We start from the raw sequence: 16658 nt of genomic DNA, 5'->3' as shown, positions 1-16658 counted from the left end.
GGTCACCGCGCGGCGAGGAACCCGACGCGCTCGTACACCGTGGCGAGCATCGGCGCGGCCACCTCGTGGGCCTTCTGCGCACCTCGGGCGAGGACGGCGTCCAGCTCGGCGGGGTCGTCGAGGAGCTCTTGGACCCGCTGCTGGAACGGAACGACGACGTCGAGCACCGCCGCCGCCACCTCCTTCTTCAGGTCGCCGTACCCCCGCCCGGCGAAGTCCTGCTCGATCTGGGCGACCGAGCGAGCGCTGAACGCAGACAGGATAGTGATGAGATTGGTGACGCCGGGCTTGTTCTGCGCATCGGCCACGATCTCGCGTCCGGTGTCGGTGACGGCGCTCTTGATGCGCTTCTCGATGGTCTTGGGCGCGTCGAGCAGCTCGATCAGCCCGGACCCGGCGATGCTCTTGCTCATCTTCGCCGTGGGTTCCTGCAGGTCGTAGATCTTCGCCGTCGCCTCGGGGATGTACGCCTTGGGCAGCACGAACGTGTCGCCGAACCGGGTGTTGAAGCGGCCGCCGAGGTCCCGGGTCAGCTCGATGTGCTGGCGCTGGTCCTCGCCGACCGGGACCTGGTCGGCGCTGTAGAGCAGGATGTCGGCGGCCTGCAGGATCGGGTAGGTGAACAGGCCGACGGTGGTGCTCTCGGCGCCGGCACGGGCGGACTTGTCCTTGAACTGGGTCATCCGGCTGGCCTCGCCGAAGCCGGTGATGCAGCTGAGCACCCAGGCGAGCTGGGCGTGCTCGGGCACGTGGCTCTGCACGAACAGGGTGCTGCGGTCCGGGTCGACGCCGCCGGCGAGGTACTGGGCCGCGGTGACGCGGGTGCGCTCGCGCAGCTGGGCGGGGTCGTGCCCGGCCGTGATGGCGTGCAGGTCGACGACGCAGTAGAAGGCGTCGTGGTCGTCCTGCAGTGCCACCCACTGCCGCAGCGCCCCGAGATAGTTGCCCAGGTGCAGCGACGCGTTGGTCGGCTGCATGCCGGAGAGCACACGCGGGCGGCGACTGTTGGTCATGACGTCATTCTGTCAGTCACCGCGCCGTGGGACACGCCGGTGCGCCGTTCGGCCCGCCGGGCGCGGTCCCTAGCATGCATCGCATGACGAGCATCCAGACCGCCGAGGTCGTGGTGACCAGCCCGGACCGGAACTTCGTGACGTTGCGGCTGACGACCGAGGACGGGTTGGTCGGGCTGGGCGACGCGACGCTGAACGGGCGCGAACTCGCCGTCGTCGCGTACCTGCGCGAGCACGTGCTGCCGCTGCTGATCGGCCGCGACGCGCACCGCATCGAGGACACCTGGCAGTTCCTCTACCGCAGCGCCTACTGGCGCCGCGGCCCCGTCACCATGGCCGCCATCGCCGCCGTCGACGTCGCCCTCTGGGACCTCAAGGCCCAGGCCGCCGGCATGCCGCTCTACCAACTCCTCGGCGGCGCGTCGCGCACCGGGCTGCTCGCCTACGGCCACGCGTCGGGCCGCGACCTGCCCGAACTGTTCGACAGCATCCGCGACCACCTCGACCAGGGCTACCAGGCCATCCGCGTCCAGATCGGCGTCCCCGGGTTGACGGCCGTCTACGGCGTGGCCGCCAGCCCTCGCGCCGGTGGCGGCCGCTACGACTACGAGCCGGCCGGCCGCGGCGCCTACCCGGCCGAGGAGGACTGGGACACCCGCGCCTACCTGCGCCACCTCCCCGCCGTGTTCGACGCGGTGCGGAACGAGTTCGGGCCGGAGCTGCCGCTGCTGCACGACGCGCACCACCGCCTCACCCCCATCCAGGCCGCTCGGCTGGGGAAGGCGCTGGAGCCGTACGACCTGTTCTGGCTCGAGGACGCCACCCCGGCGGAGAACCAGCAGGCGCTGCGCCTGGTGCGTCAGCACACCACCACACCACTGGCCATCGGGGAGGTCTTCAACACCATCTGGGACTACCAGGAACTCATCCGCGAACAGCTCATCGACTACGTCCGCTCCGCCGTCACCCACACCGGCGGCATCACCCACCTACGCCGCATCCTCGACTTCGCCGCCCAGTACCAGATCAAGTCCGGCATCCACGGACCCACCGACATCTCCCCCGTCGGCATGGCCGCCGCCCTGCACCTCGGCCTGGCCATCCACAACTTCGGCATCCAGGAATACATGAAACACGGCACCCGCACCGACCAGGTCTTCCACCAGACCTTCACCTTCACCGACGGCTACCTGCACCCCGGCGACCAACCCGGCCTCGGCGTCACCCTCGACACCGACCAGGCCGGGCAGTACCCCTACGAACAGGCCTACCTGCCCTACAACCGCCTCACCGACGGCACCATCCACGACTGGTGAGCACAAGCCGGCGGGAGAGACGCCGGCGACCCACTACCCCGCGACCGGCGGGATCGGCTCGGGCTCGGGCCGCGGGTGGACGCGCAGTCGCGAGGCGCGCCGTCCGTCCAGCGAGAGCACCTCGATGCGCACGCCGTCGTACTCGACGACGTCGCCGGGCGCGGGCAGCCGGCCGAGGCGGGCGACCACGAAACCGGCCACGGTCTCGTACGGCCCGTCGGGCAGTTCGACGCCGGTGCGCTCGGCGAAGTCGCCGACGTTCAGCATGCCGTCGACGTCGACGACGCCGCCGGCCGCTGCCGCGATCGGCAACTCGTCGGTGTCGTACTCGTCGCGGATCTCGCCGACCAGCTCTTCGACGAGGTCCTCCAGCGTGACGATGCCGGCGGTGCCGCCGTACTCGTCGACGACGACGGCGAGGTGCGAGCCGTCGCGGCGCATCTCCGTCATGGCCGGCAGCACCCGCTTGGTGCCGGGCAGCACGAGCACGTCGCGGACCAGCTCGCCGACCCGGATGCTGCGCCCGGACATCTGCGGGTCGAACAGGTCGCGCACGTGCACGAACCCGACGACGTCGTCGGTGGACGCGCCGACCACCGGGTAGCGCGAGTGCGGCATCGTCGAGGCCAGGTTCACCGCCTTGAACACCGGCATGTCGGCGTCGAGGAAGTCGACCTCGGTGCGCGGGCGCATGACCTCGCGGACCTGGCGGTCACCGACGTCGAGGACGTCGCCGACGATGCGCCGCTCCTCCTCGCTGAGGCCCTCGTGGCCGGAGACGAGGTCGCGCAGCTCCTCGTCGCTGATCTCCTCGCGCCGCGCCGCGGGGTCGCCGCCCAGCACCCGCACGACGAGGTCGGTCGACTTGGACAGGAACCAGATGACCGGGCGCATCAGCGTCGCGAACCGGTCCAGCGGCGGCGCGACGGCGAGCGCGACGCCGGCCGATCGCTGCAGCGCGATGCGCTTGGGCACCAGCTCACCGAGCACCAGCGACAGGTAGGCGATGAACAGCGTCAGGATGATGAACGCGACGGTGTCGGCCGCGCCGCTGGGCAGCCCCCAGTCCGTCAGGACCGGGGCGAGGTCGGGCGCGAGCGTCGACGCGCCGTACGCCGCGGAGAAGAAGCCCGCGAGGGTGACGCCGATCTGCACGGCGGACAGGAACCGGTTGGGGTTGCGGGCCAGCGTCGCGACCTTCTCGCCGCGACGGCCCTGCTGGGCCAGCTGCGCGAGCTGGCTCTCCCGCAGCGACACCAGCGCGAGCTCCGTCGCCGCGAAGACCCCGCCGATGAGGATGAAGACGAGGACGAGGCCGAGGTTGAGCAGCGTGCCCTGGTTCACGAGGCCGGCCTCGCCGAGGTATGTCGATCGCTCACCCATGAATCCTAAAGCGGGTACAGGTCTGGAGACCGCATCGAACGCGCGAGAGGATGGCACGGTGAGGAACCACCCGCGAGCAGGACAGCCCGCCGCCCCCGAGGACCTCGTCGACGTACCCCAGTTGGTCAGGGCGTACTACTCCACGCATCCCGACCCCGCCGACGCCGGGCAGCGGGTCGCGTTCGGCACGTCCGGGCACCGCGGCTCGTCGCTGGCGGCGGCGTTCAACGACGACCACATCGCCGCCACGGCGCAGGCGATCTGCGACTACCGGGCCGCGAACGGCATCGACGGCCCGCTGTTCCTCGGCAAGGACACCCATGCGCTGTCCGAGCCGGCGTGGGCCACGGCGGTCGAGGTGTTCGCCGCCAACGAGGTGACGCTGCTGGTCGACGGCGACGAGCGGTACACGCCGACGCCCGCGGTGTCGCACGCGATCCTGACGTACAACTCCGTGCCGGGGCGGCGCCGCGCCGACGGCGTCGTCGTCACCCCGTCGCACAACCCGCCCTGGGACGGCGGCTTCAAGTACAACCCGCCGGACGGCGGCCCGGCCGGGTCTGAGATCACCGGCGCCGTCCAGGACGCCGCCAACCGGTACCTCGAGCACGGGCTGCACGGCGTGCGGCGCATGCACCTCGCGTCGGCGCGGGCGGCCGACACGACGTCGACGTACGACTTCCTCGGCGCCTACGTCGACGACCTGCCGTCGGTGGTGGACGTCGAGGCCATCCGCGATGCGGGGGTGCGCATCGGCGCCGACCCGCTGGGCGGCGCGGCGGTCGACTACTGGGCCGCCATCGCCGAGCGGCACGGCCTCGACCTCACCGTCGTCAACCCGCTGGTCGACCCGACGTGGCGGTTCATGACGCTGGACTGGGACGGCAAGATCCGCATGGACTGCTCGTCGCCGTACGCCATGGCGTCGCTGATCACGCGGCTGTCCGAGGGCGCCGAGTTCGCCGTCGCCACCGGAAACGACGCCGACGCCGACCGCCACGGCATCGTCACGCCCGACGGCGGGCTGATGAATCCCAACCACTACCTCGCCGTCGCCATCGACTACCTCTACCGCCACCGCGCCGACTGGCCGTCGGCCGCCGCCGTCGGGAAGACACTGGTCAGCTCGTCGATGATCGACCGCGTCGCGGCGTCGCTGGGACGTCCGCTGCTGGAGGTGCCGGTCGGGTTCAAGTGGTTCGTGCCAGGGCTGGTCGACTCCTCCGTCGGCTTCGGCGGCGAAGAGTCCGCGGGCGCGTCGTTCCTGCGCCGCGACGGCCGGGTCTGGACCACCGACAAGGACGGCATCATCGCCTGCCTGCTGGCCGCGGAGATCATCGCGGTCACGGGCTCGTCGCCGAGCGAGCACTACCGCCGGCTGACGTCGGAGTTCGGCGACCCCGTCTACGCGCGGGTCGACGCGCCCGCCACCCGGGAGCAGAAGAAGGCGCTCGGCGCGCTGTCGCCGGACCAGGTGACGGCGACCGAACTGGCCGGCGAGCCGATCACCGCGAAGCTCACCCGGGTGCCCGGCAACGACGCCCCCATCGGCGGACTCAAGGTCACGACGGCGTCCGGCTGGTTCGCCGCGCGCCCGTCGGGCACCGAGGACGTCTACAAGATCTACGCCGAGAGCTTCCAGGGCCCGGAGCACCTGGCCCGCATCCAGGCCGAGGCGCGCGCCGTCGTCGACAGCGTGCTCGGGTGATCAGCGTGCGCCCGCGACACGGCGGCCGGTGCCGGACTGCCAGTACAGCACCGACCGGCCGGACCGGCGGCGCTCCAGCAGCCCGGCGTCGCTGAGCACCCGCAGGTGGCCGGAGACCGTGGCCAGCGACAGCCCGGTCGCCGCGACCAGCGACGTGGTGCTGACGGGTTCGGCGGCCGCGGCCAGGACGCGGGCGCGGTTGCGGCCGAGCAGGCGCACCAGCGGCTCGTCCGCAGGCGCCGTCGCCGCGAAGATGCCGGTGACGGGGTACACGATGGCGTAGCGGCTCGGTGGCAGCCAGCTGACGTGCACCCGCTGGCTGTGCGTGGCGATGAACAGCAGGTCGCCGCCGCGGACGTCGGTCGTCGGGTAGTCCCAGCGGTTGACCTGGATGCGCCCGTCGCCGAGCCACCGCACGTCCGGCCCGAGCCCGCGGAGCACGCCGGACCAGCCCTGCTCGCTGAGCCGCGACGTCCGCGACACGATGTCGGCGCGCAGCAACCGGGCCCGCCGCGGCCAGTCGGGCTCGACCGTCGTGGTCCAGAGCCAGCGCAACAGGTCCGCCGCCGCGGCCGCCAGGCCCCGCGTCTCGACCAGCACCGGCGGCAGCGGCGTCCGTACGAAGCCGAGGTCGGCGCGGATGCGCTCGTCGGAGAGCGCGAGCAGCGGCTCCAGCTCGTGGCGCAGCTCCAGGTCGGGCGCTGACGGCGGGACGGTGAGGAAGTCGGCCAGCCAGCTGCGCCCGAACGCGCTGTCGACCAGCGCCGCCCACACCGGGTGCGCCGCCAATGCGGCCTGGTAGGCCGGACCGTGCGTGTCCTTCCACGGCCGGAACCACGGCTCGACCGGCGCGCGCAGCAGCCGCAGTGCCGAAACGGTCTCGGCGAACTGCGACGTGCCGAACCGGGCGTTCGCGAGGGTGTCGGCATCGACCAGGAACTCGGACAACGTTTCGCCTCCACCCGAAACTGTAGGCGGCGCGCGGACGGGCGTCGATGCTGCTCGGCATGGCCACCTACGGGGCGATCTTCGCCAACCGCGAGTTCCGCCACCTGTGGTTCGGCAGCGCGCTGGGCAACGCGTCGTCGACGATGACCAGCCTGACGCTGGCGATCCTGGTCGACGAGGCGACCGGGTCGGCGCTGCTCACGGCCATGATCATGTTCGGGCCGTCGCTCGCCCAGGTGCTCGGGGTGTCGACGCTGATGTCCGCGGCCGACACCGCCCGGCCGCGACGGCTGCTGACTCTGCTCGCCGTCCTCACGGCGGTCGCCGCCGGGCTGCAGGCCGGGCTCGACCTCTCCGCCGGTCAGCGCCTGGTGCTCGCCTTCGCGGTGGCGTACGGCCTCTCGATCGGGTCCGGCGTCCGGTGGGGGCTGCTCGGCGAGGTGGTGCGCGCCGATCAGTTCGTCCTCGGCCGGTCCGCGATGAACCTGTCGGTCGGTGCGATGCAGATCGCCGGCTTCGGCATCGCGGGCGTCCTGCTGCAGGCCGTCAGCCCGTCGGCCGTGCTGTGGATCGCGACCGCCTGCGCCGCCGTCGCCGTCCCGGTCGTCCGGTTCGGCCTGAGCGATCGCGCCCCTCGGCGGCTGGCCCGCACCGGACTCGCCGAGACCTGGCGCGGCAACCGGCGGCTGCTCGCGCAGGCCCGGACCCGGCCGCTGCTGCTGGCGCTGACGGTCCCGAACGGCCTGATCGTCGGCTGCGAGGCGCTGTTCGTCCCCTACGCCGGGGCCCAGGGCGGCTGGCTGCTGGCGGCGGGCGCGGCCGGCATGATGACCGGCGATCTGGTCGTCGGCCGGCTGCTCACCCCCGGCGGGCGCCGGGTCGCGGGCCGGCTGCTGCGGTTCGTCCTCGCCGTGCCGTTCCTGGGCTTCGCGTTCGACCTGCCGATCGTGGTGCTCTGCGTGCTGGTCGCGGTCGGCAGCAGCGGCTACGCGGCGTCGCTGGCGCAGCAGGAGGTGCTGGTGAGCCTGACGCCGGAGGAGCTGCGCGGCCAGGTGCTCGGGCTGGAGTCCGCGCTGCGCATGACGACGTTCGGCGTGGTGGCGATCGCGGCCGGCGCGCTCGCCGACCTCACCGCGGCCGGCCCGGCGATGACGGCGTGCGCGGCCGCGTCGCTGCTGGTGTCGGTGCTGCTGTCCCGTCCGCTGGCCCGCGTGATGGCCCCCGCTAGCCTGATGACGTGACCGATGCGCAGCTCGCCCAGGCGCTGCGGTCCTGGCGGCAGCGGGTCACGCCGGCCGCGGCCGGACTGCCCGACGCCGGCCCGCGGCGGCTGCCCGGACTGCGGCGCGAGGAGCTGGCCGTGCTGGCCGGCATCTCCGTCGACTACGTGGTCCAACTCGAGCAGGGCCGCGCCCGGAACCCGTCGCCGCAGGTGCTGGGCGCGCTGGCCCGCGAGCTCCGGCTGAACGTCGAGGAACGCGACACCCTCTTCCAGCTCGCCGGCGTGCGGCCGCCGCCGTCCACCGGACTGGTGCCGCGACGGATCGGCCCGGGCACAGCGCGGGTCCTGGACCGCCTGCACGACACGCCGGCCGCCGTCTTCACCGCGAGCTGGGACCTCGTCCAGGCCAACCCCATGTGGATCGCCCTGATCGGCGACGCCGCGGGCAGCGAGACCAACCTCGTCCGGCACCACTTCGCGGGGAGCCCGAGCCCGGTGCGGCACACGGCCGACGAGCACGAGCGGCTCGGCCGGGAGCTGGCGGCCGACCTGCGCCGTGCGGTCGCGACCTATCCGGACGACGCCGGGCTCGCGGCGCTGGTGGCCGAGCTGCGCGCGGTCAGCCCCGACTTCGCGGCCTGGTGGGACGACTTCGCGCTGCCGCGGCGGGTGGCCGGGCCCAAGACCGTCGACCACCCGGTGGTCGGGCCGGTGACGCTCGACTGCGACGTGTTCCGCGCGCTGGAGGGCGACCTGCGCATCGTCGTGTACTCCGCGGCTCCGGGCGGCGAGGACGCCGCCAGGCTGGACCGGTTGCGCGCGGGCGGCGCGGCGGGCGCGGGCGGCGCGGCGGGCGCGGACGCCGCGGTCGCGAGCGCGGCGGACCCCTCCCGGCCGGGTGGGCCTCCTACCCTACGACCGGCCGCCGACGGTCGCTCATGACGTCAGCCCGACGAGCCGGGCGCTCTCGCGCCAGAGCCGCTCGACGCGGTCCGGGTCGGTGGTGTGCGCGGCTGTGGGCACGGCCCGGCGCCTGACGTAGAACCGTCCGGACACGCCGTCGGCCTCGGGGGCGGTCGCCAGCCAGAGCGGGGTGTCCGCGCCGGTCTCGGTGCCCGGCGCGAATCGGCCCAGCATCGAGCCGAAGACCCGTAGCGTTCCGCGGTCGTGGCGGTTCAGCCGGCCCCCGCTGATGATGCCCGGATGCGCACCGTTGACGGTCGTGGCGGTGCCGTCGAGCCGCCGCGCGAGGCCGTACACGAACATCGCGTTCATGTTCTTGGTGCGCCCGTAGGCGGCGAACGGGCGCACGCTCGGCGGCCAGCCCAGGCCCCGTCCGGTCTCGGCGTTGAGGTCGTCCAGGTCGACGGGGACCCGGCGCAGCCCGCCCGGAGAACCGCCGACGACGACGAACCGGCGCGGCCGCGGGCTCGGCCGCTCCGCGAGGGTGCGCAGCAGCAGGTACGGCGCGAGATGGTTCGTCGCCAGCGAGCGATGCAGACCGGCCGGCGTGCGGTCGTCGAGCGGCGCGATGACCGCGGCGTTGCTCACCACGATCGACGGGTCCAGCGCGGCCAGCCGGCCGGCCAGGTCCCGGGTCTCGTCCAGGTCGGCGAGATCGACCGCCTCCACGCGCACGTCGATGCCCGGCGCCAGCCCGGCGATGTGCCGCCGAGCCGCGTCCAGCCGGCCGCGGTCGCGCGCGACGAGGACCACGTCCAGGCCGCGGCCGGCCAGGCCGGTCGCGATCTGCTGCCCGATGCCGGAGTTCGCCCCGGTGACCACCGCGAGTGTCATGCGTCCAGGCTGCGCCGGCCCGGCCCGGGCTCCCAGGTACCGGGAGTACCACCCGTCAGGTCACGGGCCGGGCCAGTACCGCGACCCGTCGGCGGCGCGCTCGACCAGGCGCAGGTCGACCAGCAGCCGGCGCAGCGCCACCGGCTCGTCGCCGAGAGCCTTCAGCTCCGTGGTCAGCTCGCGTTCGGTGTACGCGTCGCGGCGCGGCAGCGCGGCCATGACCAGCCGGCCCAGCTCGGCCTTGAGGCCGCCGTCGGCCGGGATGGTGGCGATGCGGCCGTTCTTCAGACACCCGTCCAGCCGCGGGAAGTCCGCCGCCACCCGGCCCACCGGCGTGGACGCCGCACCGTCGGCGGCCGCCGCCCGGATCGGCCCGAGGTCGGCGCTCAGCCCCGCGTCGTCGCGGCGGATCAGCCCGGCGCCGCCGAGCACCGCCAGCGCCCGCTGCACGTCCCGCTCGGACAACCCGGCCCGCGCCCCGATGCCGGCGACGGTGTGCGCCCCGGGTGCGGCGCAGAGCGCGCCGAGGACGGCCACGCGTTTCGGGTCGCCGAGCGCGCTGAGCAGTTCGGTGGTCATGGGCGCACCGTAGGCGCGCGGCGCTGCCCGCCGCACCTGGATTACTCGCAGAGCGACTGCACGTACTCCGGCGGCCGGCCGGGCCGCTCCAGCAGGAAGGTCTCGGGCACGCACGGCTCCGCCGGCGTCACGTCGGCGGCGCAGGCGTAGGCCGTCGCGCCGCCCGGCTCGTCCGGGTCGGTCGTGCGCAGGGCCGCCTCGATCCGCTCCAAGCACTCGGGCGACGCCGTGGCGTCGGCGGACAGCGGCCGCGGGGTCGGCGTGCGCGGCGGCGGGTCGGGCCGGTAGTCGCTCCAGCCGGTGGGCTCGGACGTCCACGACGCCACCTGGAGGGCCGCGGCGACGGCGAGCGAACCACCGACGACGGCGCCCAGGATCGCCCGCCCGCGATGCATTGGCACAGGCTACCGCGTCGGGCTAGTCGCTCGGAGGCGTCGAGACGATGGTCGGCCGCTCGTCCGGGTCGCGGGGCGGGCCGAGCTCGCAGAGGACGGCGGTCAGGGTCGCGCCGGTCTCCTCGGCCTCCCGCACGGCCGCCTCGTACTCGTCCTGACACTCCGGCGACATCTGGTAGCCCGGCGGCATCGGCTGGCCGGGAACCGCGGTCGGCGCTGGTTCGTCGACGCCGTCCCAGCCGGTGGGTTCGGACGTCCACGACGCCACCTGGAGGGCCGCGGCGACGGCCAGCGAACCACCGACCACGGCCCCAGGATCGTCCGCCCGCGATGCATTGGCACAGGCTATCGCCTCGGGGCGTGCTATCGTGAAAACACACGATCGAACACGTTCGCACAGAAGGGCACGAACATGCTGGCGGCCGAACGGCAGGCGCTCATCCTGGACGACGTCCAGCTGCGCGGCGCCGCCACGGTCGGCGAGCTGGCGGTCCGGTTCGGCGTCTCCGAGATGACCATCCGCCGCGACCTCGACGCGCTGGTGGCCCGCGGCGCGCTCGACAAGGTGCACGGCGGCGCCACGTCGAGGCGTTCGCCCAGCACCGACGAGCCCGGGTTCCGCACCAAGCAGCTGCGCCAGCAGGCCGAGAAAGAGGCCATCGCGCGGGCCGCCGCCCGGCTGGTCGAACCGGGGTCAGCGGTCGGGCTGTCGGCCGGCACCACCACGTGGACGCTGGCCCGGCAGCTGCGCGCCGTCCCGCGGCTCACCGTCGTCACCAACTCCATCCGCATCGCCGACGAACTGCACGACGACGACCGCACCGACCTCGACGTCGTGCTGACCGGCGGGGTGCGCACGCCGTCCGACGCGCTGGTCGGCCCGGTGGCGGTGTCGTCGCTGCACCAGCTGCACCTCGACGTCGTGTTCCTGGGGGTGCACGGCATCGACCCGCTCGCGGGCTTCACCACGCCGAACCTGCTCGAGGCCGACACCGACCGCGCGCTGGTCGCGGCCGGCCGCCGGCTGGTCGTCGTCGCCGACCACACGAAGTGGGGCACGGTCGGCATCAGCACCATCGCCCCGCTCGACGGCGCCCACGTGCTGGTCACCGACGACGGCCTGCCCGCCGACGCCCGCGACGCCATCGCCGACCGGGTCGGCGAGCTGATCCTCGCTCCTTCCACGATCGGACCGTCATGAAACGCACCACGGCGCGGCTGGCCGACGGCCGCGAGATCATCTACTTCGACCGGCGCGACGACGCCACGCACCGGCTCGACGACCCACGCGACCTCCCGCCGGTCAGCACCACGTCGCAGCTGCGCTACGACCCCGTCCTGGCCGAGTGGGTGGCCATGGCCGGGCACCGGCAGACCCGCACGTTCCTGCCGCCGAAGGACCTCTGCCCGCTGTGTGCGTCCACGCCGGAGCGGCCGACCGAGGTCCCCAGCAGCGGCTACGACGTCGTCGCGTTCGAGAACCGCTTCCCCAGCCTGTCGACACACGCCACCACCAGCGAGACCGGCACCGAGCTGGTCCCGGTCCGGCCCGGCACCGGCCGCTGCGAGGTGCTGGTGTTCAGCAGCGACCACAACGCCTCCTTCGCCACCCTCGACGACAGCCAGGCCCGGCTGGTGGTCGAGGCGTGGGCCGACCGCAGCGCCGAGCTGTCCGCCGTCCCCGGCGTCGAGCAGGTGTTCTGCTTCGAGAACCGCGGCCAGGAGATCGGCGTCACGCTGTCGCACCCGCACGGCCAGATCTACGCCTACCCGTACGTCACGCCGCGCACCGCGCGCATGCTGCAGTCGGCCCGCGAGCACCGCGACCGCACCGGCCGCAACCTCTTCGCCGACGTGCTCGCCGAAGAGCGGGCGGCGGGCGCCCGCATCGTCGGGCAGACGTCGCGGTGGACGGCGTTCGTGCCGGCCGCGGCGCGCTGGCCGGTCGAGGTGCACCTGTACCCGCATCGGCAGCTGGCCGCCATCGGCGACCTCGACGACCGGGAGCGCGACGAGTTCGTCACGCTCTACCTCGACGTCCTGCGCCGGCTCGACGCCCTCTACGACGCACCGCTGCCCTACATCGCCGCCTGGCACCAGGCGCCGGTCCGGCACGACCGCGACCTCGCCTACCTGCACCTGCAGGTGTTCTCGGTCAAGCGGGCGGCCGACAAACTGAAGTACCTGGCCGGGTCCGAGTCGGGCATGGGTGCGTTCATCACCGACGTGCTGCCCGAGGACGTCGCGGCCCGACTCCGGGAGGTCCGATGAAACTGCTGGTCACTGGCGGCGCCGGCTACATCGGCTCGGTGGTGGGCGCGCAGCTCGTCGCGGCCGGCCACGAGGTGGTGGTGCTCGACAACCTGCTCACCAGCCACGAGGACGGCGTGCCCGACGGCGCCCGGTTCGTGCGCGCGAGCATCGACGACGCCGCCGACGTGCTCGACGGCAGCTTCGACGCCGTCCTGCACTTCGCGGCCCGGTCGCTGGTCGGCCAGTCGGTCGCCGAGCCCGAGCTGTACTGGTGGAACAACGTCGTCGGCACGCTGCGGCTGCTCGACGCCATGCGCGCGGCCGGCGTGCGGCGGCTGGTGTTCTCGTCGACGGCGGCCACCTACGGCCAGCCCGCGGTCAGCCCCATCACCGAAGACACCCCGGCCATGCCCATCAACCCGTACGGGCAGAGCAAGCTCGCCGTCGACCACGCGCTGGCCGGCGCGGCCGGGGCGTACGGGCTGGCCGCCGTGAGCCTGCGCTACTTCAACGTCGGCGGCGCGCTGGGCCGGCACGGCGAGCGGCACGACCCCGAGACGCACCTCATCCCCAACGTGCTCATGGTCCCGGCCGGCCGGCGCGCCGCCGTCGACGTGTTCGGCACCGACTACCCGACACCCGACGGCACCGCCGTCCGCGACTACCTGCACGTCGAGGACCTCGGCCGGGCGCACCTGCTGGCGCTCGACTGGACCGGCGCCGACGACGCGGCCGGGCAGCACCGCATCTACAACCTGGGCTCGGGCACCGGGTACTCCGTCCGCGAGGTCGTCGAGGCGGTCCGGCGGGTCACCGGCCACCCGGTGCCCACCACCGACAGACAGCGGCGGGCCGGCGACCCGCCGGTGCTGGTCGCGTCGGCCGAACGCATCGCCGCCGACCTCGGCTGGCGGCCGCGGCACGGCCTCGAGCAGATCGTGGAGGACGCGTGGACGTTCCTGCAGCGGTGAGCGAGCGCACGGGCTCCGCGCCCGGCCGGGTCAACCTCATCGGCGAGCACACCGACTACAACGGCGGCTTCGCGTTGCCGCTGGCCATCCCGGCGCGCACGACGGCGCGGGTGCGCACGCGCGACGACGGCCAGGTCGTGGCGGCCTCCACCGCGCCGGGCACCGAACCGGCCCGGTTCGCGGCCGACAGCTCCCCCGGCGACGTCACCGGCTGGGCCGCGTACGTGGCCGGCGTGTTCTGGGCGCTGCGCGACGCCGGCCACGACGTCCCGGGCGCCGACGTCCACGTCGACAGCACCGTGCCGGCCGGCGCCGGGCTGTCGTCGTCGCACGCACTCGAGTGCGCCGTCGCCGTCACGCTCAACGACCTCCACGGGCTGGGCCTCGACCGCACCACGCTGGCGCTGCTGGTGCAGCGGGCCGAGAACCACTACGTCGGCGCACCCACGGGGGCCATGGACCAGATGGCGTCGCTGTACGGGCAGGACGGCCACGTCATCCTGTTCGACGCGCGGGCCATGACGGCCGAGCCGGTGCCGTGCGATCTCGCCGCCGCCGGGCTGAGCCTGGTCGTCGTCGACACCCGGGTGCACCACGAGCACGTCGACGGCGGCTACGGCGCGCGCCGGGCCAGCTGCGAGGCGGCCGCGAAGCTGCTGGGCGTCGAGACGCTGCGCGAGGTGCAGGACGACCCGCTCGACGACGTCCTGGCTCAGCTCGACGACGACGTCATGGTGCGGCGGGTGCGGCACGTGCTCACCGAGAACGCGCGGGTCCTCGACACCGTCGCGCTGCTGCGGGCCGGCCGAGCGGCCGAGATCGGGCCGCTGCTCACCGCGTCGCACGTCTCCATGCGCGACGACTACGAGATCACCGTGCCCGAGGTCGACACCGCGGTCGAGGCGGCGCTCGGCGCCGGCGCGCTGGGTGCCAGGATGACCGGAGGCGGCTTCGGCGGTTCGGTCGTCGCGCTGGCCGCCACGGCCGACGAGACGCGAGTCGGCGACGCCGTCCGGGCCGCGTTCGACCTGCGGGGCTACCCGGCGCCGTCGGTCTTCACCGTCCGCCCGGCGGCGGGCGCCGGCATCGAGGAGGACACCCAGTGAACCCCAGCGGTTTCCAGGTCGAGCTGGCGCACGGCGACTACACCGCCGTCGTCACCGAGGTCGGCGCCACCCTGCGCGAGCTGCGCCACCACGACCGCGCGTTGGTCGTGCCGTTCGGGGCCGACGAGATCCGGCCCAACTTCCGCGGCGCGGTCCTGCAGCCGTGGCCCAACCGCGTCGCCGGCGGCGCCTACACGTTCCAGGGCGACGAACGGCAGCTGCCGCTCACCGAGCCCGACCGCGGCAACGCGCTGCACGGGCTGGTCGCGTGGGCCCGCTGGCAGGTCGCCGCGCAGACCGCCGACACGGTGGAGCTGACCCACCAGCTGGTCCCGGTCACCGGCTATCCGCACCCGCTCGATCTCCGGGTGCGCTACGCCCTCGACGACGCCGGCCTGCACTGGACCGTCTCCGCCACCAACACCGGCGCCGGTCCGGCGCCCTACGGCACCGGCCCGCACCCCTACCTCGTCGCCGGCGCCGGCCGCGTCGACGACTGGTCGCTGGAACTGCCCGCCGCCCAGTACCTCGCGGTCACCCCCGACCGCCTGCTCCCGGCCGGCGTCGAGCCGGTCGAGCCGGCCGGGTTCGACTTCCGCACGCCGCGGCGGCTGGGCGACATCTTCATCGACCACGCCTTCACCGCGCTGGCGCCCGGCGCCGACGGGGTCGCGCGGGCGGTCGTCCGGGCCGACGACGGCGGCGGGGTGGCGTGCTCGTGGAACGTGGCGCAGTGCCCGTGGGTGCAGATCCACACCGCCGACCGCCCCGGCGAGGCCGGCGACCGCATCGGCCTGGCCGTCGAGCCGATGACCTGCCCGCCCGACGCGTTCAACTCCGGCACCGACCTCGTGGTGCTCGAGCCGGGCCAGACGCACGCGACCACCTGGACCATCGCGGCGCTCTGAGTGCTCAGCGGCAGGCCGGCGCGAAGGTGAACTCGTTCGTCACGACGCGCTGGCCGCGGTCCTTCAGCGTGTGATCGGCGTCGATCTCGAACACGTCGAGCAGCGGGCTCGCGTTGAGGTCGAACTGCAGCCGCTCGAGATCCGTCGTCCAGGAGAAGTCGCCGTAGCGGCCATCGGACACGTCGACCCGGCGCACGTCGTCGACGTACTCCCGGCCGGTCGGCGTGGCCATCGTGAACGTGCGGCTCACTCGCGAGCCGTCGGCCAGCGTCAGCTCGACGGTGGTCGCCGGGTCCTTCGACGGCAGGACGTAGTGCAGGCCGGTGGTGCGCGCGTGCAGGTCCCGGCGGCCCTCGACCGTGAACGTCGCGTCCATGAACAGCGGCTCCTCACCGGCGCCCGGCGCGACCAGGTCGTAGGCGCCGCCCGCCATGCGCACGCGCAGTTCGGGACCGTCCAGCTCCACCACGACGTCCTCGATGACGTGCGCCGCCGGGTCCAGGATCGGGTAGAGCAGCGGTGTGACCGAGCCCCAGAACTCGCCCTCCATCGGTCCGCACCCGGTGTCGGGCGCGATGCCGGCGGCGTGCCGGTCGTCGGCCGGGCCGTCGTAGTCGATCGCGAGCGTGATCCGGCTCGGCAGGTGCGTGGCGACGATCGAGTTCCCGGCCCGGTCGAACTCCGTCAGCCGCCACTGCGACCGCGCCTGCCGCGAGTACGTCACGGTGGCCGGTTCGGTGTCGACGACGAGCGGCTTCGGCACCACCGCGGACGACGGCAGCTCCCGGTCCAGCGCTCCGGCCCCGTCGGTGGCCGCCCCGACGGGCGCGGCGGCGGCCAGTGCGGCGGCTGCCAGGGCGGTGGCGGAGCAGAGGGCGATCAACAGCGCACGGGTCCTCATGAGCCCACAAGCTAGGGTCGCCGGGCAAACCGGACGTGACCGTCCGATGACCAGTCGCCGGTCAGCCGGCGACGGCGCGGGTGGCGAACGCCTGGCCGCCGCGTCGCGCAGCCCGGACCACGTGCGCACGTTCGGGTCGCCCGGCTGCGCCGACGTCC

The 16658-nt window shown here is 73.9% G+C and carries 17 protein-coding genes; 9 read left to right on the top strand and 8 right to left on the bottom strand.

Features of this window, described 5'->3' with window-relative positions; translation table 11 throughout:
• Positions 1–2: 2 nt before the first annotated feature.
• Positions 3–1013, bottom strand: a complete 1011-nt coding sequence (gene trpS, locus BLV02_RS28045; RefSeq protein ID WP_074946741.1) for a tryptophan--tRNA ligase — start codon at positions 1011–1013, stop codon at positions 3–5.
• A gap of 83 nt (positions 1014–1096) precedes the next feature.
• Between trpS and manD the strand changes: the two genes are divergently transcribed.
• On the top strand, positions 1097–2329 hold the full coding sequence (gene manD / locus BLV02_RS28040; protein ID WP_069112531.1) for a D-mannonate dehydratase ManD: 1233 nt from the start codon (positions 1097–1099) through the stop codon (positions 2327–2329).
• A 33-nt stretch (positions 2330–2362) separates the two neighbouring features.
• On the opposite strand, the gene BLV02_RS28035 is transcribed toward manD, so the two are convergent.
• Positions 2363–3712 (bottom strand): hemolysin family protein, encoded by a 1350-nt coding sequence (locus BLV02_RS28035; protein WP_216094321.1) that lies wholly within the window; start codon positions 3710–3712, stop codon positions 2363–2365.
• Positions 3713–3770: 58 nt separating this feature from the next.
• Here BLV02_RS28035 and pgm point away from each other — a divergent pair, with 58 nt between their 5' ends.
• The gene (pgm, locus tag BLV02_RS28030) at positions 3771–5420 is read left to right on the top strand and encodes a phosphoglucomutase (alpha-D-glucose-1,6-bisphosphate-dependent) (RefSeq protein ID WP_069112530.1); all 1650 of its coding nucleotides are present in this window, start codon (positions 3771–3773) and stop codon (positions 5418–5420) included.
• Here pgm and BLV02_RS28025 read toward each other — a convergent pair whose 3' ends face one another.
• Positions 5421–6368, bottom strand: a complete 948-nt coding sequence (locus tag BLV02_RS28025; RefSeq protein ID WP_069112529.1) for an ArsR/SmtB family transcription factor — start codon at positions 6366–6368, stop codon at positions 5421–5423.
• Positions 6369–6427: 59 nt separating this feature from the next.
• Here BLV02_RS28025 and BLV02_RS28020 point away from each other — a divergent pair, with 59 nt between their 5' ends.
• The gene (locus tag BLV02_RS28020; protein WP_069112666.1) at positions 6428–7609 is read left to right on the top strand and encodes an MFS transporter; all 1182 of its coding nucleotides are present in this window, start codon (positions 6428–6430) and stop codon (positions 7607–7609) included.
• Positions 7606–8532: a helix-turn-helix domain-containing protein gene (locus BLV02_RS28015; protein ID WP_069112528.1), complete on the top strand. Its 927-nt coding sequence runs from the start codon at positions 7606–7608 to the stop codon at positions 8530–8532. Before BLV02_RS28020 ends, BLV02_RS28015 begins: the two co-directional genes overlap by 4 nt.
• Here BLV02_RS28015 and BLV02_RS28010 read toward each other — a convergent pair.
• From BLV02_RS28010 to BLV02_RS27995, 4 genes are read right to left on the bottom strand one after another with little or no spacing between them, the layout of a single operon-like run.
• Positions 8527–9387, bottom strand: coding sequence for an SDR family NAD(P)-dependent oxidoreductase (locus BLV02_RS28010; RefSeq protein ID WP_069112527.1), 861 nt, complete (start codon positions 9385–9387; stop codon positions 8527–8529). The genes BLV02_RS28015 and BLV02_RS28010 overlap by 6 nt on opposite strands.
• A 60-nt stretch (positions 9388–9447) precedes the next feature.
• A complete protein-coding gene (locus BLV02_RS28005; RefSeq protein ID WP_069112526.1) occupies positions 9448–9966 on the bottom strand; it encodes a DUF2087 domain-containing protein in 519 nt (172 codons plus the stop codon).
• A 41-nt stretch (positions 9967–10007) separates the two neighbouring features.
• A complete protein-coding gene (locus tag BLV02_RS28000; protein WP_069112525.1) occupies positions 10008–10361 on the bottom strand; it encodes a hypothetical protein in 354 nt (117 codons plus the stop codon).
• 22 nt (positions 10362–10383) lie between these two features.
• Positions 10384–10668, bottom strand: coding sequence for a hypothetical protein (locus BLV02_RS27995; RefSeq protein WP_069112524.1), 285 nt, complete (start codon positions 10666–10668; stop codon positions 10384–10386).
• A 105-nt stretch (positions 10669–10773) separates the two neighbouring features.
• On the opposite strand from BLV02_RS27995, the gene BLV02_RS27990 reads away from it, so the two are divergent.
• Genes BLV02_RS27990 through BLV02_RS27970 form a run of 5 tightly spaced genes read left to right on the top strand, consistent with a single transcriptional unit; the run spans position 10774 to position 15599 of the window.
• Positions 10774–11562: a DeoR/GlpR family DNA-binding transcription regulator gene (locus BLV02_RS27990; RefSeq protein WP_069112523.1), complete on the top strand. Its 789-nt coding sequence runs from the start codon at positions 10774–10776 to the stop codon at positions 11560–11562.
• Positions 11559–12632 (top strand): galactose-1-phosphate uridylyltransferase, encoded by a 1074-nt coding sequence (gene galT / locus BLV02_RS27985; RefSeq protein WP_069112522.1) that lies wholly within the window; start codon positions 11559–11561, stop codon positions 12630–12632. Before BLV02_RS27990 ends, galT begins: the two co-directional genes overlap by 4 nt.
• Complete coding sequence (gene galE / locus BLV02_RS27980) at positions 12629–13585, top strand: UDP-glucose 4-epimerase GalE (protein ID WP_069112521.1); 957 nt, start codon at positions 12629–12631, stop codon at positions 13583–13585. Before galT ends, galE begins: the two co-directional genes overlap by 4 nt.
• The gene (galK, locus tag BLV02_RS27975; protein ID WP_216094320.1) at positions 13582–14691 is read left to right on the top strand and encodes a galactokinase; all 1110 of its coding nucleotides are present in this window, start codon (positions 13582–13584) and stop codon (positions 14689–14691) included. Before galE ends, galK begins: the two co-directional genes overlap by 4 nt.
• The gene (locus BLV02_RS27970) at positions 14688–15599 is read left to right on the top strand and encodes an aldose 1-epimerase family protein (protein WP_069112519.1); all 912 of its coding nucleotides are present in this window, start codon (positions 14688–14690) and stop codon (positions 15597–15599) included. The genes galK and BLV02_RS27970 overlap by 4 nt, the downstream gene beginning before the upstream one ends.
• A gap of 4 nt (positions 15600–15603) precedes the next feature.
• Here BLV02_RS27970 and BLV02_RS27965 read toward each other — a convergent pair whose 3' ends face one another.
• The gene (locus tag BLV02_RS27965) at positions 15604–16500 is read right to left on the bottom strand and encodes a hypothetical protein (protein ID WP_141711662.1); all 897 of its coding nucleotides are present in this window, start codon (positions 16498–16500) and stop codon (positions 15604–15606) included.
• Between the last annotated feature and the right edge of the window lie 158 nt (positions 16501–16658).

Source organism: Jiangella alba (assembly GCF_900106035.1).
Classification (GTDB): Bacteria; Actinomycetota; Actinomycetes; order Jiangellales; family Jiangellaceae; genus Jiangella; species Jiangella alba.
Note: the sequence above shows the minus strand (reverse complement) of the source record. Positions and strands in the feature narration are given on the sequence as shown.